Origin of the sequence: Chitinophaga sp. (genome assembly GCF_039596135.1) — a bacterium.
Classification (GTDB): domain Bacteria; phylum Bacteroidota; class Bacteroidia; order Chitinophagales; family Chitinophagaceae; genus Chitinophaga.
The window spans coordinates 90,433-112,844 of the sequence record NZ_JBCNKH010000013.1; the positions used below are offsets into that span (position 1 = coordinate 90,433).

Annotated in this window: 21 protein-coding genes; 18 read left to right on the forward strand and 3 right to left on the reverse strand. The window is 45.8% G+C overall.

The window, feature by feature from the left end; translation table 11 throughout:
- Window positions 1-9 precede the first annotated feature (9 nt).
- The 9 genes from ABDW16_RS11380 to ABDW16_RS11420 all read left to right on the forward strand — a co-directional run bounded on the left by ABDW16_RS11380 (window position 10) and on the right by ABDW16_RS11420 (window position 12,247).
- Complete coding sequence (locus ABDW16_RS11380; protein WP_343669843.1) at window positions 10-3,777, forward strand: DUF3857 domain-containing protein; 3,768 nt, start codon at window positions 10-12, stop codon at window positions 3,775-3,777.
- Window positions 3,778-3,922: 145 nt separating this feature from the next.
- On the forward strand, window positions 3,923-5,053 hold the full coding sequence (atpB, locus tag ABDW16_RS11385; RefSeq protein ID WP_343669845.1) for a F0F1 ATP synthase subunit A: 1,131 nt from the start codon (window positions 3,923-3,925) through the stop codon (window positions 5,051-5,053).
- 38 nt (window positions 5,054-5,091) lie between these two features.
- The gene (gene atpE, locus ABDW16_RS11390) at window positions 5,092-5,364 is read left to right on the forward strand and encodes an ATP synthase F0 subunit C (RefSeq protein ID WP_343669847.1); all 273 of its coding nucleotides are present in this window, start codon (window positions 5,092-5,094) and stop codon (window positions 5,362-5,364) included.
- A gap of 174 nt (window positions 5,365-5,538) precedes the next feature.
- Window positions 5,539-6,033, forward strand: a complete 495-nt coding sequence (gene atpF, locus ABDW16_RS11395; RefSeq protein ID WP_343669849.1) for a F0F1 ATP synthase subunit B — start codon at window positions 5,539-5,541, stop codon at window positions 6,031-6,033.
- An 18-nt stretch (window positions 6,034-6,051) separates the two neighbouring features.
- Entirely contained in the window at window positions 6,052-6,612 is a 561-nt protein-coding gene (atpH, locus tag ABDW16_RS11400) for an ATP synthase F1 subunit delta (protein WP_343669850.1), read from the forward strand.
- 87 nt (window positions 6,613-6,699) lie between these two features.
- A complete protein-coding gene (atpA, locus tag ABDW16_RS11405) occupies window positions 6,700-8,277 on the forward strand; it encodes a F0F1 ATP synthase subunit alpha (RefSeq protein ID WP_343669852.1) in 1,578 nt (525 codons plus the stop codon).
- A gap of 198 nt (window positions 8,278-8,475) precedes the next feature.
- Window positions 8,476-10,632: a carboxypeptidase-like regulatory domain-containing protein gene (locus ABDW16_RS11410; protein WP_343669854.1), complete on the forward strand. Its 2,157-nt coding sequence runs from the start codon at window positions 8,476-8,478 to the stop codon at window positions 10,630-10,632.
- Window positions 10,633-10,647: 15 nt separating this feature from the next.
- Entirely contained in the window at window positions 10,648-11,292 is a 645-nt protein-coding gene (locus tag ABDW16_RS11415; protein WP_343669855.1) for a hypothetical protein, read from the forward strand.
- A 109-nt stretch (window positions 11,293-11,401) separates the two neighbouring features.
- Complete coding sequence (locus ABDW16_RS11420) at window positions 11,402-12,247, forward strand: class I SAM-dependent methyltransferase (protein ID WP_343669856.1); 846 nt, start codon at window positions 11,402-11,404, stop codon at window positions 12,245-12,247.
- A 36-nt stretch (window positions 12,248-12,283) separates the two neighbouring features.
- Here ABDW16_RS11420 and pdxA read toward each other — a convergent pair whose 3' ends face one another.
- Window positions 12,284-13,348 (reverse strand): 4-hydroxythreonine-4-phosphate dehydrogenase PdxA, encoded by a 1,065-nt coding sequence (gene pdxA / locus ABDW16_RS11425; protein WP_343669857.1) that lies wholly within the window; start codon window positions 13,346-13,348, stop codon window positions 12,284-12,286.
- A gap of 85 nt (window positions 13,349-13,433) precedes the next feature.
- Here pdxA and rsmA point away from each other — a divergent pair, with 85 nt between their 5' ends.
- The 4 genes from rsmA to ABDW16_RS11445 all read left to right on the forward strand — a co-directional run bounded on the left by rsmA (window position 13,434) and on the right by ABDW16_RS11445 (window position 16,264).
- Window positions 13,434-14,186, forward strand: a complete 753-nt coding sequence (gene rsmA, locus ABDW16_RS11430; protein WP_343669859.1) for a 16S rRNA (adenine(1518)-N(6)/adenine(1519)-N(6))-dimethyltransferase RsmA — start codon at window positions 13,434-13,436, stop codon at window positions 14,184-14,186.
- Window positions 14,183-15,112 carry an NAD(P)-dependent oxidoreductase gene (locus ABDW16_RS11435; RefSeq protein ID WP_343669861.1) on the forward strand — a complete coding sequence of 310 codons (930 nt, stop codon included), beginning with the start codon at window positions 14,183-14,185 and terminating at the stop codon, window positions 15,110-15,112. Before rsmA ends, ABDW16_RS11435 begins: the two co-directional genes overlap by 4 nt.
- 197 nt (window positions 15,113-15,309) lie before the next feature.
- Entirely contained in the window at window positions 15,310-15,783 is a 474-nt protein-coding gene (greA, locus tag ABDW16_RS11440; RefSeq protein WP_343669862.1) for a transcription elongation factor GreA, read from the forward strand.
- Between the two features lie 82 nt (window positions 15,784-15,865).
- On the forward strand, window positions 15,866-16,264 hold the full coding sequence (locus ABDW16_RS11445) for an HIT family protein (RefSeq protein ID WP_343669864.1): 399 nt from the start codon (window positions 15,866-15,868) through the stop codon (window positions 16,262-16,264).
- On the opposite strand, the gene ABDW16_RS11450 is transcribed toward ABDW16_RS11445, so the two are convergent.
- Both ABDW16_RS11450 and ruvC read right to left on the reverse strand, forming a co-directional pair.
- Window positions 16,242-16,949 carry a response regulator transcription factor gene (locus ABDW16_RS11450; protein ID WP_343669866.1) on the reverse strand — a complete coding sequence of 236 codons (708 nt, stop codon included), beginning with the start codon at window positions 16,947-16,949 and terminating at the stop codon, window positions 16,242-16,244. The genes ABDW16_RS11445 and ABDW16_RS11450 overlap by 23 nt on opposite strands.
- Window positions 16,950-17,093: 144 nt before the next feature.
- Entirely contained in the window at window positions 17,094-17,654 is a 561-nt protein-coding gene (gene ruvC / locus ABDW16_RS11455) for a crossover junction endodeoxyribonuclease RuvC (RefSeq protein ID WP_343669867.1), read from the reverse strand.
- Window positions 17,655-17,722: 68 nt separating this feature from the next.
- On the opposite strand from ruvC, the gene ABDW16_RS11460 reads away from it, so the two are divergent.
- The 5 genes from ABDW16_RS11460 to ABDW16_RS11480 all read left to right on the forward strand — a co-directional run bounded on the left by ABDW16_RS11460 (window position 17,723) and on the right by ABDW16_RS11480 (window position 22,381).
- Window positions 17,723-18,679 carry a lysylphosphatidylglycerol synthase domain-containing protein gene (locus tag ABDW16_RS11460; RefSeq protein ID WP_343669878.1) on the forward strand — a complete coding sequence of 319 codons (957 nt, stop codon included), beginning with the start codon at window positions 17,723-17,725 and terminating at the stop codon, window positions 18,677-18,679.
- An 8-nt stretch (window positions 18,680-18,687) separates the two neighbouring features.
- Window positions 18,688-19,479, forward strand: coding sequence for a DUF3108 domain-containing protein (locus ABDW16_RS11465; RefSeq protein WP_343669868.1), 792 nt, complete (start codon window positions 18,688-18,690; stop codon window positions 19,477-19,479).
- A 77-nt stretch (window positions 19,480-19,556) separates the two neighbouring features.
- Window positions 19,557-20,258 (forward strand): response regulator transcription factor, encoded by a 702-nt coding sequence (locus ABDW16_RS11470; RefSeq protein ID WP_072364009.1) that lies wholly within the window; start codon window positions 19,557-19,559, stop codon window positions 20,256-20,258.
- Window positions 20,259-20,327: 69 nt separating this feature from the next.
- Entirely contained in the window at window positions 20,328-21,020 is a 693-nt protein-coding gene (locus ABDW16_RS11475; RefSeq protein ID WP_343669870.1) for a response regulator transcription factor, read from the forward strand.
- Window positions 21,017-22,381: an ATP-binding protein gene (locus tag ABDW16_RS11480; protein ID WP_343669871.1), complete on the forward strand. Its 1,365-nt coding sequence runs from the start codon at window positions 21,017-21,019 to the stop codon at window positions 22,379-22,381. Before ABDW16_RS11475 ends, ABDW16_RS11480 begins: the two co-directional genes overlap by 4 nt.
- The last annotated feature ends 31 nt before the right edge of the window (window positions 22,382-22,412 follow it).

Genomic DNA, 22,412 nt, shown 5'->3' on the forward strand with positions numbered 1-22,412 from the left:
TACCTATTTATGAGAAGTACTATGAGAGTGCTATTATGTTGTATTGCGTTCGTAGCTGTCACTACCCAAACCCATGCAGGCGATTATGAAAAAGCGTGGGAGGCGCTGCACAAAAACGACAAAGCACATGCTTACGAATTGTTCCGGAAAGTACTGAAGAGCGACCCGGCCCACAAACAAAATGCTTATGCTGCCCTGATATTGCTGGAAAGCTATGACGGGCGCGGGGATACATTTCTCGACAGGTATCCTTCGCCATTTACAGTGATTACCGACCTGAATCCATATACCTACGCGTTATGGTTCACTGATGGCATCTTCGGCTCTTACGGCATTAAGAAAGGCAAGCAGCTGGATAACCTGAACACGGTACTGACCGACCCCCGCTTCAATGGTTCACTGCATGCCGCGGCTAAGTACTTCAAAGGGCTCCATCACCTGGTGGGTATGCAACTGAAGGAGTCTGGTAATCTATACAACCAGATTGGCGCTTTAAACAACTGGCAGTTTGTCGGTTCCTTTGACAATATCAGCGGCAGTGGTTTCAACAAAGACTATGGTCCGCTGAAAGAGCCTGCAGCCGGAAAAGGCTTTACCTCTTACAATAACACACATATAGACTGGTTCAAACCAGCTGTGACCGATAGTGCCGGCTGGCTGTTTGTAGGCACACTGTTCCCGGCTGCTAACTCAGTGGGATATGCGCAGACTTTTGTGAATTCGCCTGCAGACCAGGATGCGATTCTTTGCCTGGGGGGCAATGGCAGCCTAAAAGCCTGGCTGAATGATAAACTCCTGATAGCACAGGAAGATGAAATAGCAACTGAGCTGGATAAATTCAATGTACGTGTGCACCTGAAGAAGGGCTACAACCGCGTACTGGTGCAGATTGGCTTTACGAATCCCGGTTCTAACTTTATCGTTCGCCTTACGGATGATAAATACGAAACCCTGAAGGGGATCTCCACGACAGATAAAGTAGAAACTTACCCTGTAGATAAAAGCACGGATGTACCGGAATTGCTGCCACACTTTGCCGAAGCTTATTTCAAAAAGCAGGTAGAGAAATATCCGAACGATCCTATCTATGCCATTCTGCTCGCCAAGGTATATAACCGTAACCAGCAGTATGATAAAGCAAAAGATGCATTGTTTAAATTCTTTGAAAAGGATCCGCAGGACCCGCTGCTGGCTTATCAATACCTGGAATGCCTGTCTTCCAAATACGATAGAACAGACATTTCTGCACTGGTAGAAATGCTGAAACAGATAGACCCTGAGAATACACTCGTCATGCAGGGACACGAGTCAGAGCTGGAAGATGAAAAGAAATGGAGCGATGCGCTGGAAGTAGTGAACAAGCTGGAAGCCCGCGAAGGACAAAGTTTGTGGACACTCACCAAGAAAATGTACCTGCATGCGAATCTGCAGCATGTAGACAGTATGGTCACCCTGCTGAAGAAAGCATATGAACTGTACCCGGATGAATACGACATTGTAACGGGCATGTACTCCTACAATCAGAAGATGGTGAGAGACCCGGCAGAAGCCGTACGGATACTGGAAAAGTACGTAGCAAATCACAACAATACCAAAGTGCAGGAACAGCTGGCAGAAGATTATTTCCAGCAGAAAGAACCAGAAAAAGGGCTGGCAGTATTGCGTGATATTATTAAGACGGCGCCGTATGAACTGTATGTGTATTCACCGATTATCACTCATTTTTTTGCTGCACAGCAATATGATTCTGCTATTCACTACCTGGAAACAGAGCATGCCATCAGCCCATACAATTCAAGCCCACTGGGTACGATAGCTGCCTGTTACCTGCAAAAAGGCGATAAGGACAAAGCGCTGGATTATTATAAACAGGCGCTGGCACTATATGCAGGTGGTACTACTTACCGGGAAAAAATCCGTGAGCTGGAGAATAAGCCGGACGTATTCAGCTACTTCCCTAAAATGGATTATTACGCGGCCATCAACAAAGACCTGAAAGCACCGCAGGATACGGCTAAGAGTTACTACTACATCTTCGACGAAGAAAACGTAGTACTCTATGCAGAAGGCGCCAGTGAACAGGTGACGAATACGGCCATTTACATCAACAAGAAAGATGCGATTGACCAATGGAAAGAAATATCCATTCCTTACAACAGTACTTATTCTGACCTGACGATCATCAAAGCAGAAGTGGTAAAAGCCAATGGCACCAAGATCTCCGCAGAAACCTACGACAATGACATTGTGTTCACCCGCCTGGAACCAGGTGATGTAATTTACTACAATTACAAGGTGAGCAACTTTGGGATTGGGCGTCTGGGGCGTGAGTACTGGGATAAGTTTTACTTCCAGGCACAGGTGCCTACCAAACTGGCGCGTTATAGCCTGATGGTGGCTGCACCGCTCAGCATCAACTATGTAATGAAGAATGCGGATGATGTGAAACCGGTAGAGAGCCAGCACGAAGATTTCCACATGTATACCTGGGAAATGAAAAATGTGCCTGCTTTCAAAGACGAATCTTACAGCCCTTCACTGGGGGATATTGGCAAGGTACTGCATGTGTCTACCGTGAAATCGTGGGATGTGATTGCGGAGTGGTACAGCGATGTGACCCGGCAGCAGTCCAAAGAGAATTTCGATGTATTAAAGGCGTTGCAACAAATCTTCCCGAATGGAGAAGAAAAGAAGCTGACCAATGATGAGAAGGCAAAAAGGATTTACAACTTCATAGAGCAGCATATCAGTTACAGCTCAGTGGCCTTCAGGCAGGGAGCGTATATTCCACAGCGGGCATCCAAGACCCTGAATACCCGCCTGGGTGACTGTAAGGATGTGAGTACCCTCTTTGTATCCCTGGCCCGCAAGGTAGGTCTGGATGCCAACCTGGTGCTGGTAAGTACCCGCCGGAACGGGCAGCAGAGTATGGTACTGCCATCCATGGAGTTCAACCACTGTATAGCCCGGTTTAAGGATGGGGAGCACTATCGCTACCTGGAACTGACTGATAATCAGCTGCCTTACCATGCACTGCCCCAGAATGACATCAATGCACAGATTCTGAATATTCCTTTCAACTACGATACGAAGGAGACAATCAGCCTGCTGAAACCAACTGATAAATATGATGTGAAGCTGAGCCGTCAAACCAAAATAGAGGTGGGTGCAACCGATCTGAAGGTAAAGACAGCTATGACAGTGAACGGGGAACTGGCCTCCAATATGAGGGGCCGATTTGCGGACAAAGACGAGGAGGAGATGCGGAAAGCACTGCAGCAGAGTGCTGCCAGCCATTACAAGAACCCGGTGACCCTGGATAGTTTTAAGGTAGCGAACCTGGACAACCTGGAGGACTCAGTGACGATCAGCACGGCTTATACCGTTAAGAATGAGGTAATTGGGGTGGGCGACATCAATATGATCAAGCCACCATTTATGGATGTGGTGGCCACCAGCGATGTATTCAGCAATGAGCCCCGCCAGTACCCGTTTGAATACTGGTTGTACGAAAATACAGATCACTACACCAGCGAGATAGAACTGGACCTGCCTGCAGGAAAAACCTTCGACCAGGTACCTTCGGATGTAAAAGCGACCTTTAAGGATATGAAATATGAGCTCACTTATCACAAGGTGGCACCCGGCAAACTGATCATAAACAGGCGCTTCCTGACGAACATCATGGACAGCGTTCCGGCAGCTGAAGTTGGTCAGATGAAAGATTTTTTCAACTTGATAGTCAACGCAGAGCAAAAATATATTTCCTTTAAATAGGATAAAAAGTATGACGAAAGTCGGGACGGCAATGTATTATTGCATTAATATGTAATATGACATTGTTTTCCCGGCTTTCCTTTTTTCATCGTTCCCTTTGTTTAATTATAATTCTGGTTATCTTTGCGCAAAATTTCAGAAAGCGGTGATTTCCTCCAAACTGTTAAAACTTAAGCTGGTAGCACTTATTGCAGTTTTCTGCATGAGTGGGTATAGTACGTTTGCAAACCCGGCTGAGGGTGAGCCTCAGGAAAAGAAAGGGTTTAATGCCAAAGAGGTGATCCTTGGCCACGTTAAGGACGCCCATGATTGGCATCTGTTGGACATTGCAGGCACTCCTGTAACGATCCCTTTACCTGTTATTATTTATAGCAAGGAAAGAGGGCTCTCCACTTTCTCGAGCTCGCAATTCCATCATGGTCATGCTTCTTATAATGGTTACCGCCTGGTAAACGAACATTACCTGGAAGAGAAACATCTGGATCCTGCAAAGTTCGTAGCGGGCAAAGTCATAGCAGTAGATGGTGAAGACAATCCAACTGGCGAAGAAATTTATGACTGGTCTATCACCAAGAACCTGACTTCCATGCTGATAGGTGCTATTCTGCTGGTCTGGATTATGACGAGTGTAGCGAAAGCTTACCGTGTGAGAGGTTCCAAACAGGCGCCAAAGGGTATGCAAAGCCTGCTGGAGCCAGTGATCATCTTTATGCGTGACGAAGTAGCTAAGCCAAATATTCCTGGTGCTTATGAGAGATATACGCCTTTCATTCTCACTATCTTCTTCTTTATTCTTATCAATAACCTGTTAGGTTTGTTACCCGGTGGTGCGAACGTAACCGGCAACCTGGCAGTAACAGCTGCACTGGCACTGATTAGCTTCCTGGCTACAATGTTCAGTTCCAACAAGCATTTCTGGGCGCACACGCTGAATCCTCCTGTTCCGGGATGGGTAAAACCAATCCTGGTACCTGTGGAAATCATCGGTATTTTCACTAAGCCGATATCCCTGATGATTCGTCTTTTTGCGAACATACTGGCGGGTCACATCATCATCCTGAGCATTATTTCCCTGGTATTCATCTTCGGTTCACTGCAGCCAATTGCTGGTTTCGGTTTTGCGCCGATCACGATTGTGTTCAACATCGTAATGATGATGCTGGAATTGCTGGTGGCCTTTATCCAGGCGTTCATCTTCGCTAACCTGACGGCAGTATTCATCGGTCAGGCAATGGAAGGCGGTCATGATGATCACCACGAGGCTAAACATCACTAAGATCAAAATTCGTATTAAACAATAAATACACATTTATCATGGCTATTTTAACTGTTTTATTGCAAGCTGGTACTGAAGCAGCTGCTTCTGCTGCTGGTCTGGCTAAAGCTGGTGGTGCTGTTGGTGCTGGTATCGCTGCTATCGCAGCTGGTATCGGTGTAGGTAACATCGGTAAGAGCGCGCTGGAATCTATCGCTCGTCAGCCTGAAGCTGCAAATGACATCCGCGCTAACATGATCCTGGCTGCGGCGCTGGTAGAGGGTGTTGCCCTGTTCGGCGTTATCGCAGGTCTGCTGGCAGTAGTGCTGTAAGGCCAAAACTTATTACTGCATCCGGCGCACAGGGCAATGGATGCAGTAATTCCCATCTCAAAAATGGATCGCTGATCTGGCAGTATACCGGTAAAAATGTTTGTGTATTGCATTGGTACACTGGCATCATCAGCAAAGAAAAAAATAATGCGAACCAAATAAATTCTAATAATCATGGATCTGTTGCAGCCCGCGTTAGGCTTGTTTACCTTCTCATTAGTTATATTCATCATTCTTTTCATCATCCTGAAAAAGTTTGCATGGAAACCGATCCTCTCTACCCTGAAGGAAAGAGAAACTTCTATTGCAGACTCTATCGCAGCTGCTGAAAGAGTGAAAGAGGAAATGGCGCAGATGAAAGCTGAACATGAGCACGTACTGGCAGAAGCTAAAGCTGAAAGGAGCAAAATCCTGAAAGAAGCTAAAGACGCTAAAGATCACATCATTGCTGAAGCTAAGACGCAAGCCCAGGCTGAAGCTAAAAAGATCATCAGCGAAGCTTACACCGCTATCGACAACCAGAAAATGGCTGCCCTGACTGATGTTAAAAACCAGGTTGGTAAGCTGGTAATCGAAGTAGCTGAGAAAGTGCTGCGTAAAGAACTGTCTGACAAGACCGCCCAGGAAGGCTACATTAAAGAACTGGCAGGAGAAATTAAATTAAACTAAGAGCTAATCGCTAATCATATGCGGAATCCCCGTTTAGCATCCAGGTATGCAAAATCTTTGATAGATCTGTCCTCTGAAAAAGGACAGCTGGAGGCTGTACAGGCAGATATGCTCTTCCTGCAGCAGCTCTCTAAAACAAATCCTGATGTGGTGAATTTGCTGAAAAGTCCCATCATCAAGCCTGAGAAAAAACAACAGATCCTCGCTGCCATCCTGGACAGCCGTGTGAGCGCCATCACTTCCGCTTTTGTGAAGTTGCTGGTTATCAAGGGCAGGGAAGGCAATTTGCCTGAGATTGCCGGAGAATACCTCCGTCAGTACAACACACTGAAAGGTATCAGCAAGGTGAAGATCACCACAGCAGTACCAGTAGATGCAAAAGTACTGGATGTGATCAAACAGAAAGCAGAAGCTGGCTCTGACAAAAAGATCGAACTGGAAACAGCAGTAAATGCTGACCTGATCGGTGGTTTTGTGCTGGAAACAGAAGATAAGCTGTTCGATGCATCAGTGCTGCGTGACCTGAATGATATCAAAAAGCAATTTGCAGGTAATATCTATGTACCTGAACTGAAATAAACAATTTACAGCAGCCGCTGCGTACACGCAAAGCTGTTGTCGTTATACATCAATTTATTTAACGACTCTTTCTAAAAGTATATCACTATGGTGGAGATAAAACCAGATGAAATTTCGGCGATATTACGCCAGCAACTAAGCAACTTCAATGCTGCTGCTGACCTTGAGGAGGTTGGTACCGTATTGCAGGTGGGAGATGGTATCGCACGTGTTTATGGTTTGAACAACGTTCGTTCCGGTGAACTGGTAGAATTCGAAAATGGTGTTCAGGCGATCGCACTGAACCTTGAAGAAGATAACGTGGGTGTGGTATTGATGGGTGAATCGGGTGAAATTAAAGAAGGTAACAAAGTACGTCGTACCGGTAAGATCGCCTCTATTAAAGTAGGTGAAGGCATGGTAGGTCGTGTAGTAAATACCCTGGGTGCTCCTATCGATGGTAAGGGCCCTATCACTGGCGAACTGTATGAAATGCCACTGGAACGTAAAGCTCCGGGTGTATTGTTCCGTGAGCCGGTAAAAGAACCACTGCAAACTGGTATCAAAGCGATCGATGCGATGATCCCTGTAGGTCGTGGTCAGCGTGAGCTGGTAATCGGTGACCGTCAGACTGGTAAAACTGCCATCTGTATCGATACCATCATCAATCAGAAAGAATTCTTTGACGCTGGTAAACCAGTATATTGTATTTATGTAGCGATCGGTCAGAAAGCCTCTACTATCGCGGGTGTAATGAAAACCCTGCAGGATGCAGGTGCTATGGCTTACACCACTATCGTGGCTGCTTCTGCTGCTGATCCTGCTCCTCTTCAGTTCTATGCTCCATTCGCTGGTGCTGCTATCGGTGAGTTCTTCCGCGATAGCGGTCGTCCTGCACTGATCGTATACGATGATCTGTCTAAACAGGCGGTTGCTTACCGTGAGGTGTCCCTGCTGCTCCGTCGTCCTCCTGGACGTGAAGCTTATCCTGGTGACGTATTCTACCTGCATAGCCGTCTTCTCGAGCGTGCAGCAAAGATCATCAGCAAGGATGAAATCGCCCAACAGATGAACGATCTGCCAGAATCAATCAGGCACCTGGTAAAAGGTGGTGGTTCCCTGACAGCATTGCCAATCATCGAAACTCAGGCTGGTGACGTATCTGCATACATCCCAACCAACGTAATCTCCATCACTGACGGTCAGATCTTCCTGGAGTCCAACCTGTTCAACGCTGGTATCCGTCCGGCTATCAACGTAGGTATCTCCGTAAGCCGTGTGGGTGGTAACGCTCAGATCAAATCCATGAAGAAGGTGGCTGGTACCCTGAAACTGGACCAGGCACAATATCGTGAGATGGAAGCATTCTCCAAATTCGGTGGTGACCTGGATGCTGCTACCAAGCAGGTACTTGATAAAGGTGCCCGCAACGTGGAAATCCTGAAACAACCTCAGTTCTCTCCGTACACCGTAGAAAAACAGGTAGCTATGATCTACCTGGGTACCAACGGTCTGCTGCGTGAAGTTCCGGTTAGAAACGTGAAGGCTTTCGAAGAAGCTTTCCTGCATGAAATGGAAGTGCGTCTGCCAGATGTAATGGGTGAGTTCAAGAAGGGTAACCTGCCTGAAGAAGGTCTGAAGAAAATGGTTGCGCTGGCTAGCGAACTGAAACCAAGATTTGCATAAGCCTGTCAAGGTAAGTATATTACGAGAAGCCTCTCCTTTGTTGGAGGGGCTTTTCTATTTTACCGAAATGCGGTTTTACCACTGAATTTTTTACCGACAGTTAACCCGCTTTTACCGGCAATACCACCTACATTTGCCTTTATTAGATTGATAGCCTCCCAGCCTCAGTGTAGCTTTGTTAAAAATTCAACACCCCCTATGTATCAGTTTTACCTAATTCTGTTATTCACCACCTTGTCGACGACCGTTCTGCAGGCACAAACCAAAATCAGCGGAAAGATCACCGACAAGAAAAACCATCCATTACAGGGAGTGAACATCTCCATTAAGGACTCTTACGACGGCGCTACCAGTGCCGCCGACGGTACCTACTCTTTCACCACAGACGCTACCGGCGAACAAAGTGTTATTTTCAACTTAGCCAGTTACCAGACACAGGAACAAAAAGTGAACCTCTCAGGTGCAGTTGTTTTAAACATCATCTTAAGAAACGACATCAGTCAGCTGAAAATAGTAACCATCTCCGCAGGCAGCATCGAAGCCAGCAGCGAAAAGAATAATACCGTACTGAAACCACTGGACATTGTGACTACCGGTGGTGCGATGGCAGATATCGTGAGTGCATTGAAAACATTGCCGGGTACGCAGCAAACGAATGACAAGGAAGGTCTTTTTGTACGTGGTGGTACCGGTTACGAAACACAGACATTTATAGATGGATTGCTGGTGCGTAATCCTTTTTATTCAGGATTGCCTGATATGCCGGGCCGAGGTCGTTTTTCACCTTTCCTCTTTAAAGGAACGACCTTTAGCAGTGGTGGTTATTCTGCCCAGTACGGACAGGGTTTATCTTCTGCATTGGTACTGGAATCGCAGGATCTGCCGGAGCGGTCTTCCTATACACTGGGTGTATCGCCGATTGGTTTCAGTGGTGGCCTGGATGAACTGGCAAAAGACAAGAAAGGTTCCTTTGGTATAGAAGCTGATTATACCAATCTGGGACCCTATATGAATGTGATCAAGCCTAAGTATGAGCCGAGTGTGAACCCGGAGATCATTGGTACTTCTGCCAACTTCAGAAGGAAAACATCTAAAACCGGTATGCTCAAGTTCTATGGGTATAGTAACTGGACGCATATGGGGAGTATTCGTCCCAGCCTTGAATATGTGGGAGATAAGGAGTTGTTTGAGATGAAAAATCAGAATGTGTATACGAATCTAAGCTATAAGGAGTTATTAAATAATGACTGGAAGATAAATGCAGGGGTATCATTTAGCACCAACACTGATAAAATCACTTTGGATACGATGCAGAAAAATCCGGATCCCACTAAGATTCATAACTTATCTCAACTTACGCAGGGTAGGGTGATGCTCACAAAGAACATCGGTAATTTCTCTGCATTGCGTTTTGGAGGGGAGTATCAGTATGCCGTGGAGAACTCTGCCTACAATGAATTTCATGCGAACTATGTAGATAATTATTCAGCTGCATTTGCAGAAGGTGATATTTACTTTACACCACAATTCGTAGGTCGTGTAGGTGGTCGTATGGAATATTCGTCGAAGATTGCGAAGATGAATTTTGCACCGCGTGTATCACTGGCGTATAAATTAGATCAGTATAGTCAGGTATCATTGGCCTATGGTGATTACTATCAAAAACCAGAGCAGCAATACATGCGGTTCAAGCCGGACCTGGATTACATGAAAGCAACGCATTACATAGCCAGCTTTCAGCGGGTAGCGAATAACTATACATTGCGTGTGGAAGCCTTCTATAAGAAGTATCATAACCTTGTAAAGACAAGCCCGGATACTGCGACTAACGGTACCGGTTATGCAAAAGGGATTGAGCTCTTCTGGCGTGATCGTAAGAGTGTGAAGAATCTTGACTATTGGGTGTCTTACTCTTACCTCGATACCAAGCGAAATTATCTCACTTATCCATATGAAGTACAGCCGGACTTTGCTGCCAAACATACTTTCAGCATAGTGACCAAATACTACATCTCTTCTATTACTACTAATATCGGTTTGACATACAGTTTTGCTACAGGTCGTCCTTATTATAATCCTAATCTGCCCGTGAGCCAGTTTATGTCGCAAAAGACCATTGATTATAATTCAGTCGGACTGAGTGTCAGTTATCTGACTTCAATTCGCAAAGCTTTTACCATCTTCGTTTTATCTGTGAATAACGTGGGTAATTTCAAGCAGGTGTATGGCTATCATTATTCAACAGATGCTTTGCGCCGGGAAGCGATTACGCCAAATATTCCCCGTTTTATTTACCTGGGTATGTTTATGAGTTTCGGTATAGACAGACGCCAGGAAACGATTGATAATTTATAAAACCTAAACTCGTATATGATGAAAAATTTTGTTCTCTCCTTCTGCCTTTTAGTGACTACTTTTTCGATGACCTTTGCACAGAGTGCGCAATACCAGTCTGCCATGAGCAAACAGATTGCGCAGCTGGATGATCCGGCCAACCGTGGGCCAGAGAAGATGCAGGAAATAGCCAACACATTTGAGCGCATTGCTGCTGCTGAAAAAACACAATGGTTACCTTATTACTACGCTGCTTATTGCTATGTGATGAATGCGCTGATGGAGAAGGATAAGAGCAAGGTAGATGCGATCGATGATAAGGCGCAGGCTGCTATATTGCAGGCAGATGCACTGAGTCCTAAAAATGATGAGATCTATTGTATCAGGTCATTGATTGCTACTGCACGCATTGGGGTAGATCCACAAACAAGGGGTATGCAGTTTGGTTCAGAATCTGCAACATGGCTGGCGCAGGCAGCACAGATCAATAAGGATAATCCACGTGTGGATATGCTGCAGGGACAGTCTTTGTATTATACACCGGAACAGTTTGGTGGTAGCAAGGAAAAAGCGAAAGAGAAGTTTACAGTAGCGCTGAAGAAGTTTGCGGCTTTTAAGCCGGCAAGCGAGATTGCGCCACATTGGGGTGAGGAGTATACCAAACAGCTACTGGCTAAATAATTTCAAACAGGGAGGAATGGCTTTGCCATTCCTCCCTGTTTGGCTGTTATTACATTTCAGTCTTTACCGTTAACTTTAAAAACACACGTTAACCTAAAAACTGAACCCCATGAAAACCGTGGAAAATAAACTCTCCGTGGCTTCTTCTGCTGCTTTGTTACTCTCAGTAGTAAAAAGCCTGTACACTGACGGCTGGGGGCAGGAATACTTATCACACATCGATTTCAGTGCTGTAGAAAAACCCGCAGAAGAGCTGTCCAGGATCACGCCATTGTTCAGTGAGATCCTGTTACTCCGCAAGCAGATGGTGCGCTACCTGATTAAACAGCTCATGATAGAACACCCCCATCAGCAGGTATGTATATTAGCAGCAGGATTGGATCCCCTGGGGCTTCAGATTGCAGAATACTTCCCCGAACAGCTTACCAGCATTTATGAGGTAGATACCTGCCATATGCAGGAAAAACAGGCGCTCTATGCCGCTGTATCTTACAATGACGCCCGCCTGCATACCCTGCATGCAGACATTACCCACACACAGCAAATGATGGAGATGCTGACAGCTGCAGGTTACAGACCTCATGAACCTACCCTCATAGTATTTGAAGGCATCATGCATTATATTCCTGAAGAGCATTTTCTGCGGGTGATGCGTTGTTTTTGTTCCCGGGTGCGGAACAATGCGGTAATACTGGACTATACCATTCCTGAGGAGGAGATGCCACCTTCCTTTATTTCCCGGGCAAGGGCATTGTCAGATATCATGGAAAACAATATTGGCGCCTATACACGGGCCTATAGCCGTAAAAAGGTGTTGAACCTGCTCTCATTGCTGGAGGCGGAAATAACAGGTGTATACGACATGCAGGCTACGGAATATGTACTGCATGGCTATAACAAGTGGTTCAGGAGCAGGGGAGAGGGGTTGTTGGAAATGGCGGCCTTTCATATCTGAAAAAAGCCTCCCGTTTTGCGGGAGGCTTTTTCTGTATTATTCAGAAGCTAATTCTATTTTCTTGAGTGGGTTTTGTGTATTCTCCGCATACTGTTCTCTCTTCTCAATAATATCCAGGCAGGAGAAGATCGCCTGGCGGAAGGAGAAATGGTCTGCCAGGTTTTTGCCTGCAATGTCAAATGCAGTACCATGGTCAGGAGAGGTGCGTACAACAGGCAGCCCGGCTGTGAAGTTGATACCTTCGCCGGTAGCCAGTGACTTGAATGGAATGAGGCCCTGGTCGTGGTACATGGCCAGTACGCCATCGAAGGTGCTATGCATATTCCTTGCAAAGAAGGCATCGGCGCTATAGGGACCAAAGCAGAGGATACCATTGTTTTTTGCCTGCGTGATAGCAGGGATGATCTCCTTCAGTTCTTCCTCACCGATCAGGCCATCGTCGCCGGCGTGTGGGTTTAGGCCCAGTACCGCAATGCGTGGTTTGTCAATACCAAAGTCTTTGATCAGGCTATCTTTCATCATGGCCAGTTTAGCCAGGATGTTTTCGCGGGTCACATATTTCGCAACATCAGCGATAGGTATGTGCTCGGTGAGCAAACCCACACGCATATTATCGGCAGTCATGAACATGAGCACATCTTTTGCACCAAAGGCATCCCTGAGGTAAGGAGTATGGCCTGTGTAGTTGAATTGCTCGCTCTGTATGTTCTTTTTGTGAATAGGGGCAGTCACCAACCCATCGATTTCCCCATTTTTCAGGCATTCGATGGCTACTGCCAGGGAACGGGCAGCGTACTTGCCGCCGGTTTCGTTCAGTATACCTGGTGTAATCTGTACTTCTTCTTCCCAGCAGTTGAATACATTCACCTGCTTGTGGTTCAGCCGGGAGAATTCTTTCAGGCTCTGGTAGTTGAAGTTGTTCTCATTCATCAACTTGCGGTAGAAGTTGATGGTCTTATTGGAAGCAAATATCACCGGGGTACAAAACTCCAGCATTCTGTTATCTGCAAAGGTCTTGATGATCAATTCGGCGCCAATGCTGTTAATATCACCAACGGTGATACCAATTACCGGCTTGTTTGTATGGGCGTTGCTACTCATGCGTTTTTGAGAATAATGGGCAAATATAACAAGAATTAAGGGAGAAACTTATTCAAAACGATTTCCGTAATTTTGACACCTGATCATGTATACACTTAAAAAATCGCTTGGGCAGCACTTTCTCAAGGACGAAAACATCTGTAGAAAGATAGTTGGTTCACTACCTGTAATTCCGAATCAACAAGTGCTGGAAGTGGGCCCTGGTGCGGGTGCCATCACTAAATACCTTCTTGAACTGCCAGATACTTCCTTTAAAGCTGTAGAGCTGGACACTGAAAAAGTAGAATACCTCGGGAAGACTTATCCGGCTATTCAGGGCAAGCTCATTAATGAGAGTTTCCTGGATGTGAAACCGCCTTTTGAGGGGAAATTCAATGTTATTGGCAACTTCCCCTACAACATTTCTACCCAGATTATGTTTCGTATACTGGACTGGAAAGACCAGGTACCCTGTGTAGTAGGGATGTTCCAGAAAGAGGTGGCCCAGCGTATTGCAGCGAAGCATGGCAATAAGGAATATGGTATTTTGAGTGTACTGCTGCAGGCTTTTTACGAGGTAGAGTACCTGTTTGAAGTGAGTGAAACATGTTTCAACCCGCCTCCCAAGGTGAAATCAGCTGTGATTCGCCTGAACAGGCTGGAACAGGCTTATGACATTCCAAATGAGCGGAAGTTTTTCAACCTGGTGAAAACTGCTTTTGGTCAGCGTCGTAAGCAATTGAGAAATCCGTTAAAACCATTATTTGATAAGGAAGTACTACAGGACAGCTTTTTCACCAAACGGGCAGAAGAGTTGACTGTAGCAGATTTTGTTGCATTATCCCACAAGATGATATGAGCAGGAAAGTATTAATTACAGCTAAAGCGCACAGTTACTTAATGGACAGGTTGGAAGAGAAGGGATTTGAGGTCAGCTACCAGCCTGCCATTACATACGAGGAGCTACTCGGAAGTATTCACGAATACGTAGGATTGATTGTCACCACCCGTATGAAGATAGACCAGCCTGTCATAGACCGTGCCAGGCAATTGCAATGGATTGGCCGGTTGGGTAGCGGGATGGAACTGATCGATGTGCCGTATGCGGAGAGCAAGGGAATCCACTGCGCCAGTAGTCCGGAAGGAAACAGGGAAGCGGTGGGAGAGCAGATGGTAGGTATGCTGCTGTGTATGATGAACAATGTGCTGAAGAGCAACCTGGAATTGCGCCAGGGAATTTATGAGAGAGAGGGTAACAGGGGCTTTGAAATAGGCGGGCGTACTGTAGGCATCATTGGATATGGCAATACAGGCAGCGCTTATGCACGCAAGCTGAGGGGGTTTGAGCCAAAGATCCTGGCTTATGATAAATATAAAACGGGTTTCAGCAACGATCATGTGCAGGAAGCGACCATGGAGCAACTGTTTGCCGAAGCGGAGATCGTAAGCGTGCACCTGCCGCTGACGGCAGAGACCAAACACCTGGCGAACCTGGAATTCTTCCGTTCTTTCCACAAACCAGTCTGGTTCCTGAATGCGGCGAGGGGTAAGATAGTGAATACCCCTGATCTGATTCAGGCGCTGGAAGAGGGCCTACTGAGAGGTGCGGCACTGGATGTACAGGAAAATGAAAAGCTGGCTACTTACAGTCCTGAAGAGAGGGAACAGTTTCAAAAGCTGCTGCATTTTCCGAATGTGGTGATGACGCCGCACATAGCGGGATATACTCATGAGGCGAGCATTAATATGGCCAGGATAGTGTTGGAGAAGTTGAATGTGATATAGGTTCGCAGGGAGAATTTGTCATTAGGAATGCTTACAATTCTGGAGTGGCAGATTCATGCATTAGGATTACTGTATATGTGACTTTATTTAGGGGAATAAGCAATTTTTCGTTATATTTGCTTTAATACAAATTTACAACGCTTCTGTGCAAACGGGGGCGTTGATTTTTTTTCTTTATTCTTAAACTATATAACGTTATGTCTGGTATTAACTACGTTACCAAAGAGACCCTGGACCAGATGCGTGAAGAGCTCAACTTCCTCAAAACAAAGGGCCGGGCAGAAATTGCCAGGGCGATTGCGGAAGCACGGGAAAAAGGTGACCTAAAGGAAAATGCTGAGTATGACGCAGCAAAGGAGGCGCAGGGTTTGCATGAAGCCAAGCTGGCTACGCTTGAGAATGCTATCGCTACTGCCAGAGTAGTAGAGGCGGATTCCATTGATACCTCCAAAGTATCTATTTTATGTAAAGTGACTATTACAAATGTAGGTACTAAAAAGACCGTGACCTATCAGTTGGTGTCGGAGAAAGAGGCGGATCTGAAAGCGAACAAGATCTCAGTGACTTCTCCCATTGGGAAGGGATTGCTGGGCAAGGTGGTAGGTGAAATTGCAGAAATCTCTACTCCTAATGGTGTAATCAAATTCAAGGTAGATAATATTACAATATAATTATCTCTCTGAAGATATCAGGGCCTTCCGTATCATGCGGAAGGCTTTTTTTTTACCTTTAGGATTCTTTAAAACCCGCATTATGTCATCTGTATTTACGAAAATCATCAACGGTGAAATTCCCAGTTACCGTATAGCTGAGAATGATAGTTTTTATGCCTTCCTGGATATTTTTCCATTGGCGAAGGGGCATACATTGATAGTTCCAAAGGAGGAGGTAGACAAATTCTTTGATGTGACAGATGATTTGCTGGGTGAGTGGTTGTTATTTGCCAAGCCTATTGCGCAGGCGATAGAGCATGCATTTCCATGCAATCGTGTAGGTGTGAGTGTGGTTGGTTTGGAAGTACCGCATGCACATATGCACCTGATACCAATTAATTCTGTTGACGACATGAACTTTCAGCGTCCTAAGCTCAAGTTGTCTGAAGCCGAGTTCAAGGCAGTGCAGGAGCAGATTACAGCTGCCCTGGCACGTTAAAGCGGAAGCCGACACCATGGAGGGTTTCCAGTTTCACAGCGGGATCTGTTCTGAAATGTTTCCGTAGCTTGGTAATGAACACGTCCATACTACGTCCCAGGAAATAGTCATCTTTACCCCAAACGTGGAAGAGTATTTCTTCCCGCTTCAGCGTTTTGTTAGCATTATCGCAAAGGTATTTGAGCAGGTCAGCTTCTTTTTGAGTAAGCGTACTGGAAACCTCTCCGTTCTTTTCGCGAAGAATGAGGTCATTATAGTCAAAGGTGAGTTTGCCGATGTTGTACTGCGTGCGTTTCTCTGTCGCATTGTTGACGGCACTCTTGGTTCTTTTCAGGAATACTTCAATGCGCAGCAAGAGTTCCTGCATGCTGAAAGGTTTGGTAATGTAGTCGTCAGCTCCTGTTTTGAATCCTTTAATTTTATCTTCATCCATTGCTTTCGAGGTTAGAAAGAGGATAGGAATGAAGTCGTTTTTTCTCCGGATTTGTTCTGCCAGCGTGAAACCGTCTTTTTTGGGCATTACCACATCCAGTAAACATATATCAAAGGTTCGTAACTGGAACTGCTCCCAGGCCATTTGTCCGTCTGTGCTATGTACCACGTCGTAGCCTGCTTCTTCTAATCGCTTCTTTGTTACCGCACCAACATTTTGATCATCTTCCACCAATAGGATTCTTGCTTTCATAGCTTGATGCTGATTATATAAAATACCATAGTTTATGGTGTGTAGCTCCATGTATCATCAGGGGGAGCGAGTTATGAAGATTTTAATTCAAAGTAAATACAATTTATTAACTTCTGGAAAAACCTATGTGCTAACCCCCAATAATTACCCGACGATCCTGCCGGGGTTTTTCTGTAGAAACGCGTCCCAACCCTTAGCTTTACTGGTATCCGGCATGACGCTGGACTCCTGGAAAAAATGACAGACTGCCACTGCGAGTGCATCTGTAGCATCCAGATAATCAGGGCGTTCTGAGAATTTTAGGATCCTTTGGAGCATTTGCCAGATTTGTTCTTTGTCTGCATTACCATTGCCGGTGATAGACTGTTTTACTTTTTTGGGTGAATACTCAGTCACTGGTACTCCGGCCTGCATGGCTGTAGCGATGGCTACACCCTGTGCCCTACCCAGTTTGAGCATACTTTGTACATTTTTTCCAAAGAAAGGGGCCTCGATTGCGCAGGAAACCGGTTTATGCAAGCGTATCAGTTCATTTACACGGGCGTGTATCAATTGCAACCTTTCGTAGTGATCTTTGTGACGGGACAGTTTTAACACATCCATTTCCAGCAGGCTGGCTTTTGTTCCTTCCACCAGAATGAGCCCGTAACCCATTACCAGTGTACCCGGGTCAATACCGAGAATTATTTTTGACTTGTTTGCCAACCACAGTTTATTTTTGCCAAAATCTTTGATGTCTGAACAAAAATACCAAAATAATTCTCAATTACCTGCTGGGAGCAGTCCTTTTTACGTGGTTAGCCTGGTCCATTTATACCCAGCTGCTCCACCAACCTAATTTAAAGAGTTCTCTGCAGCAAATGATAGATACCCTTGAGCATAAGGGCGTTGTGGCCATGCTGTTGGTATTGATAGGTATGCTGTTCAACTGGGGGCTGGAGGCCCGCAAGTGGCAGCTGCTCATCCAGCCCCTCCAACCCATGTCGTTCCTTCGTGCGTTCAGGGCTATACTCTCTGGCGTTTCATTTTCCATCAATACACCTAACCGAATCGGAGAATATGGGGGTCGGGTACTCTATGTTCGCAATAATAGAAGCAAATTAAAGGCAATTGCTGCCACCATGGTGGGTAGCTTCAGCCAGCTGATAGTTACTATTATCTTTGGGTTAAGTGGTTTGGTTTACTTTGTGGCTAACTTCGCGCCAGTCAGGGCTGAACATAGTGCCGGCTACTCAATATGGGAAAAAATATCGTTTGGAATCCTCCTGATAATTTGTGGCTTGGTCATATTGTTATATTTTCGGCTGCAGATCATTCTATCAATCTTTGAAAGAATACCATTGTTAAGGAAGGCCCGGATTTTTGTGCAGATTATTGTTCGTTACTCCGCTACAGACCTCGAACACTTGTTGCTCCTTTCGGCCTTGCGGTATGTGGTCTTCTCGGCACAGTATTTGATTTTGCTTGACACATTGGGCGTTGAAATGCTGTGGTGGCAAGGATTTTTGATGAACGCTGTCATTTATCTCGTAATGGCTATGGTGCCTACCATCGCCATCGCAGAACTGGGCCTGAGAGGCAAAATAAGCCTGTATTTCATGGGATTCCTCAGTATGAACAGTCCTGCTATCATAGCTGCAACCGTCATTATCTGGTTGGTAAACCTTGTGCTGCCGGCCGTTTTAGGTAGTGTGCTTTTGCTGGGAATTAAGATTTTTAAGGAAAAATAGCTTCATCAATGAGGTCCATTCTACTCATAGTTGTTTTAAGTCTGGCCACTATCCGCCCCCTGTATGCCCAAAACGATTTTTGTGGTATCACCAATACCAGCTTCAGAGCCGGCGAAAGTATCACGTTCAAAGTTTTTTATACCCTGGGAAGAGTATTCATTGGCGCCGGCGAAGCCACGTTTAACTGTAACCTTGAAAAGTTCAATGGCAAAGATGTCTACCACATCTCCGCCGAAGGCAGGACCTACCGAACCTACGACTGGTTCTTCAAGGTACGTGACAAATACCAGAGCTTTATCGATACGGCCAATCTGATGCCTATGAAGTTCCTTCGCGATGTAGAGGAAGGCGGGTACCGGCTTCATAATGACGTGACTTTCTATCAGGCACAGCATACCGCCGTCAGTACCAAAGGCAGTTATAAGGTACCCCCCTGTGTACAGGACGTGATCAGCGCTATCTATTATGCCCGAAATATCGATTTCGATAAATATAAACCTGGCGATAAAATCCCCTTCAATATGTTCCTCGACGATAAGGTGTACAATATCTATGTACGCTATATCGGTAAAGAAACGGTCGAAACCAAGTTCGGTAAGTTCCGGGCTATTAAGTTCGCCCCCCTGCTCCTGGAAGGTTCCATGTTTCAGGGGGGAGAGAAAATGAGTGTATGGGTCAGTGACGATGGCAATAAAATACCCCTCCGTATTGATAGCCCCATTTCGGTGGGTAGTATAAAGGTAGATATGATCGCATATAAGAATATCCGCTATCCATTTTCCTCCCTCATCTCAAAATAATAGCGTTTAGGCTTATTTTAACTTTATGTGAACATCTGACTAACTATATTTGTTTGTACATTAATACTTTATTATATATGGAAGAACGTAAACCAAAGATATTACTGGCAGAAGATGATACCAACCTGGGTATGGTGCTCAAAAATTATCTTGAACTGAACGATTATGACGTGGAGCTGTGCCGTGATGGCATTCTGGCGCTGGCTGCCTTCAGAAGGGAAAAATTTGACATCTGCCTCCTGGATATCATGATGCCTAATATGGATGGTTTTAAACTGGCCGAGGAAATCCGGGATGTAGATCCTGATATTCCTTTATTCTTCCTCTCTGCCAAAACAATGAAAGAAGACATCATCCAGGGCTACAAGCTGGGTGCTGATGACTATATTGCCAAGCCATTTGACAGTGAATTGCTCCTGTTGAAGATCAAAGCGATCCTGAAAAGAAACCAGGAACTGAACAGCAAAGAGGAAGAGCAGCATGAGTTTAAAATAGGCCGTTATGAATTCAATGCCCGCCTGCGTACGCTGACCCGTGATGGTGAAACACATACGCTCTCTCCAAAAGAGAACGAACTGTTACGCATGCTGTGCGAGCACAAGAATGACCTGCTGCCACGTGAACTGGCCCTGAAGAAGATCTGGGGTAGCGATACATATTTCAATGGCCGTAGTATGGACGTATATATTGCCAAGCTGCGCAAGTACCTGAAGGAAGACCCGAATATCGAAATCGTGAACATTCACGGTAACGGTTTCCGCCTGGTAGTGAAAGATTAAGACTTTAAAATAGCTCTGAGGCAGACTGAAAAGAATCGTACTTTTCAGTCTGCCTTATTTTTATAGCGCATGAAACTATTGTTAATAGAGGACGAACCGGCAGTTGTATCCTTCATTCACCGATATCTTACTGAAGCAGGATACGATGTGACTGTAGCCATGGATGGGCCCACAGGTCTGCAAATGGCCATGGACCACCCGTTTCAGCTCATCATACTGGATGTGATGCTGCCGGGTATGAGCGGAATTGCCGTGTGCAAGGAGCTGCGCAGCCAACAAAACAAGACCTCTATCCTGATGCTCACTGCACTGGGTTCTACCGAGAATGTGGTATCCGGACTGGATAGCGGGGCAGATGATTACCTGGTCAAGCCTTTCAAACAGGCAGAACTGCTGGCCAGGATCCGCTCCTTATTGAGAAGGCAGACAGATAATACGGTCTCTGTTGCCCCTGCTGCCAACCTGCTGAAACTTGCTGACCTGGAACTGAATACAGATACCAAAAGTGCGAGCCGCAGCGGGGAGAGCATCACACTCACAGCTACAGAATACCGGCTGCTGGAATATTTGCTGCGCAACCCCCGTCGTGTGTTGTCAAGAATGGAGATCCTGGAAAATGTGTGGGGCATCGACTTTAATATGAATACCAAGGTAGTAGATGTATATGTAAATTACCTCCGGAAGAAAGTAAACCGCAAAGACCTGCCAGCGCTTATCCAAACCGTGGTTGGTATGGGTTATATGCTGAAAGAAGAAGCATGAGTATACGTGTCAAAATACTGATCCTGTTTACTGCACTGACAGTTTTTATCATCCTGCTGATAGCCGGGGGAGCTTACTTCCTGGCCAATCAATACTCTTTTACAGATTTTTATAAACGTCTTGAAATACGTGCCATCATTGCCGCTCGTGCTGCCCTGATCAAAGACAGGGATAACAGCGCTACCTATACGGAAATCCGTAATGAACACCTGGAACGTATGCCTTATGAAAAGGAATACTTCCTGAAACTGGACAAAGAAGGACATTTCAACCGCCCGGCTTCCCTGGCTTCCCTGCCTGGTTCCTTTTTTGAAATGGTACAGCTGCAGCGAAAAGCGAATTATCGTAGTGGCGATATCTTTTATTCCGGGGTTGTATTTGGACAGGATCCTGATCGTTATATCGTGATCGTTTCTGCCCGCAATGATTTTGGCCGCCGCTATATGGCAGACCTGAAGCACGTATTGACTATTTGCCTGGGTACCGCCGGCATACTGGTACTGACAGCTGGTTTCTTCTTCTCGAGGTACATCCTTCAGCCCGTGAGGGTCATGACCGCCAGGGTAAAAACTATCAGGGCGCACAACCTGCACCTGCGGCTGGATCCACCCGATAGTAACGATGAAATGTTTGAACTGGCACAGACATTCAACAATATGCTGGACCGGCTGGAAACGGCCTTCGAAACGCAGAACAACTTTGTAAGCAATGCCTCTCATGAACTGGGAACACCGCTCACTGCTATCATTGGCGAAGCAGAGCTGGCACTGAATAAGCAACGTTCAGACGCTGAATACCGCCAGTCGATACAAGTGATACTCGGCGAAGCGGAGCGCCTGGAGCACATTACCAAAAGTTTACTACGCCTGGCCCAGACCGGGTTTGGCGGCAAAGGGCAACAGCGCGAACGGTTACGTGTGGATGAGCTGATCTTTTCAGTAAAAGATACCATCGACCAGATTAATCCTGATAATAATGTAGAAATAGATTATTCCATGTTGCCCGAAGATGAAGCAAAGCTCTTCATCCTGGGAGATGCACAGCTATTGCACCTGGCATTCAGCAATATTGTACAGAATGCCTGCAAATATTCTGACAACCGCCCTGTGAGCGTAGCTTTGGCGGCTACTGATACAAATATCATCCTGTTGATCCAGGACCAGGGTATTGGTATTCCTGCATCTGAACTGCCCTTTATCTATGATCCTTTCTTCCGCGCTTCTAATACCAGTGGTTATAAAGGGTATGGTATAGGGTTGCCCTTATCCCGTAATATCATTCGCCTGCATGGGGGCAATATCATCGTAAACAGCCAGCAGGGCAAGGGAACAGAGATACGGGTCACCCTGCCGGTGGCATAATTCTTACCGGTTTCTTACCACATTTTTAATT

What these genes read in the sequence shown, in the direction of transcription:
- ABDW16_RS11380 (WP_343669843.1), top strand. Translation starts at nt 10, where the DNA reads ATGAGAAGTACTATGAGAGTGCTATTATGTTGTATTGCGTTCGTAGCT.
- atpE (WP_343669847.1), top strand. Translation starts at nt 5,092, where the DNA reads ATGGCTATTTTAACTGTTTTATTGCAAGCTGGTACTGAAGCAGCTGCT.
- atpF (WP_343669849.1), top strand. Translation starts at nt 5,539, where the DNA reads ATGGATCTGTTGCAGCCCGCGTTAGGCTTGTTTACCTTCTCATTAGTT.
- atpH (WP_343669850.1), top strand. Translation starts at nt 6,052, where the DNA reads ATGCGGAATCCCCGTTTAGCATCCAGGTATGCAAAATCTTTGATAGAT.
- atpA (WP_343669852.1), top strand. Translation starts at nt 6,700, where the DNA reads ATGGTGGAGATAAAACCAGATGAAATTTCGGCGATATTACGCCAGCAA.
- ABDW16_RS11410 (WP_343669854.1), top strand. Translation starts at nt 8,476, where the DNA reads ATGTATCAGTTTTACCTAATTCTGTTATTCACCACCTTGTCGACGACC.
- ABDW16_RS11415 (WP_343669855.1), top strand. Translation starts at nt 10,648, where the DNA reads ATGATGAAAAATTTTGTTCTCTCCTTCTGCCTTTTAGTGACTACTTTT.
- ABDW16_RS11420 (WP_343669856.1), top strand. Translation starts at nt 11,402, where the DNA reads ATGAAAACCGTGGAAAATAAACTCTCCGTGGCTTCTTCTGCTGCTTTG.
- pdxA (WP_343669857.1), bottom strand. Translation starts at nt 13,348, where the DNA reads ATGAGTAGCAACGCCCATACAAACAAGCCGGTAATTGGTATCACCGTT.
- rsmA (WP_343669859.1), top strand. Translation starts at nt 13,434, where the DNA reads ATGTATACACTTAAAAAATCGCTTGGGCAGCACTTTCTCAAGGACGAA.
- ABDW16_RS11435 (WP_343669861.1), top strand. Translation starts at nt 14,183, where the DNA reads ATGAGCAGGAAAGTATTAATTACAGCTAAAGCGCACAGTTACTTAATG.
- greA (WP_343669862.1), top strand. Translation starts at nt 15,310, where the DNA reads ATGTCTGGTATTAACTACGTTACCAAAGAGACCCTGGACCAGATGCGT.
- ABDW16_RS11445 (WP_343669864.1), top strand. Translation starts at nt 15,866, where the DNA reads ATGTCATCTGTATTTACGAAAATCATCAACGGTGAAATTCCCAGTTAC.
- ABDW16_RS11450 (WP_343669866.1), bottom strand. Translation starts at nt 16,949, where the DNA reads ATGAAAGCAAGAATCCTATTGGTGGAAGATGATCAAAATGTTGGTGCG.
- ABDW16_RS11465 (WP_343669868.1), top strand. Translation starts at nt 18,688, where the DNA reads ATGAGGTCCATTCTACTCATAGTTGTTTTAAGTCTGGCCACTATCCGC.
- ABDW16_RS11470 (WP_072364009.1), top strand. Translation starts at nt 19,557, where the DNA reads ATGGAAGAACGTAAACCAAAGATATTACTGGCAGAAGATGATACCAAC.
- ABDW16_RS11475 (WP_343669870.1), top strand. Translation starts at nt 20,328, where the DNA reads ATGAAACTATTGTTAATAGAGGACGAACCGGCAGTTGTATCCTTCATT.
- ABDW16_RS11480 (WP_343669871.1), top strand. Translation starts at nt 21,017, where the DNA reads ATGAGTATACGTGTCAAAATACTGATCCTGTTTACTGCACTGACAGTT.